This is a genomic window from Gammaproteobacteria bacterium (assembly GCA_035501935.1).
Classification (GTDB): Bacteria; Pseudomonadota; Gammaproteobacteria; order JAJPIJ01; family JAJPIJ01; genus JAJPIJ01.
In genome coordinates, this window is record DATJVC010000007.1 from 77,501 (window position 1) to 78,974 (window position 1,474).

Annotated in this window: 1 rRNA gene (only partly in view); it reads left to right on the plus strand. The window is 55.1% G+C overall.

Going from position 1 to position 1,474, the window contains the following annotated elements:
* A 23S ribosomal RNA gene (locus tag VMH34_01615) occupies positions 1–1,474 on the plus strand (its annotated part extends 1,038 nt beyond the left edge of the window); the annotation flags it as partial.

The window sequence follows — 1,474 nt, forward strand, 5'->3', positions numbered from 1 at the left end:
AGCCAGGAGGTTGGCTTAGAAGCAGCCATCCTTTAAAGAAAGCGTAATAGCTCACTGGTCGAGTCAGCCTGCGCGGAAGATGTAACGGGGCTAAGCCGTATACCGAAGCTACGGGTGTGCACGCAAGTGCACGCGGTAGAGGAGCGTTCTGTAGGCCTGCGAAGGCGGGGTGTAAACCCTGCTGGAGGTATCAGAAGTGCGAATGCTGACATGAGTAACGATAAGACGGGTGAAAAACCCGTCCGCCGTAAGCCCAAGGTTTCCTGCGCAACGCTAATCGGCGCAGGGTGAGTCGGCCCCTAAGGCGAGGCAGAAATGCGTAGTCGATGGGAAGCAGGTTAATATTCCTGCACCGCTCTTGAATGCGATGGGGAGACGGAGAAGGCTAGGCCAGCCGGCTGTTGGATGCCGGTTTAAGCGTGTAGGCGTGCTCTTCAGGTAAATCCGGAGAGCTTAGCCGAGGCGTGATGACGAGGTTCTTCGGAACCGAAGTGGTTGATGCCCCGCTTCCAGGAAAAGCCCCTAAGCTTCAGTTCAAGAGGACCGTACCATAAACCGACACAGGTGGGCGAGGAGAGAATCCTAAGGCGCTTGAGAGAATTCGGGTGAAGGAACTAGGCAAAATAGCACCGTAACTTCGGGAGAAGGTGTGCCCTCGGTAGGTGAAGGCCCTGCGGCCTGAGCCGAGGAGGGTTGCAGTGACCAGCTGGCTGCGACTGTTTATCAAAAACACAGCGCTCTGCAAACACGAAAGTGGAAGTATAGGGCGTGACGCCTGCCCGGTGCCGGAAGGTTAATTGATGGGGTCAGCCGCAAGGCGAAGCTCCTGATCGAAGCCCCGGTAAACGGCGGCCGTAACTATAACGGTCCTAAGGTAGCGAAATTCCTTGTCGGGTAAGTTCCGACCTGCACGAATGGCGTAACGATAGCCAGGCTGTCTCCATCCGAAACTCAGTGAAATTGAACTCGCTGTGAAGATGCAGTGTACCCGCGGCTAGACGGAAAGACCCCGTGAACCTTTACTATAGCTTTACACTGAACTTTGAACCGATCTGTGTAGCATAGCTGGGAGGCTTTGAAGCTTGGTCGCTAGACCGAGTGGAGCCACCACTGAAATACCAGCCTGGTTTGTTCGAGGTTCTAACCCAGTCCCGTGATCCGGGACGGAGACAGTGTATGGTGGGTAGTTTGACTGGGGCGGTCTCCTCCCAAAGAGTAACGGAGGAGCACAAAGGTACCCTCAGCGCGGTCGGAAATCGCGCTTTTGAGTGCATAGGCATAAGGGTGCTTAACTGCGAGACTGACACGTCGAGCAGATACGAAAGTAGGTCTAAGTGATCCGGTGGTTCTGTATGGAAGGGCCATCGCTCAACGGATAAAAGGTACTCCGGGGATAACAGGCTGATACCGCCCAAGAGTTCATATCGACGGCGGTGTTTGGCACCTCGATGTCGGCTCATCACATCCTGGGGCT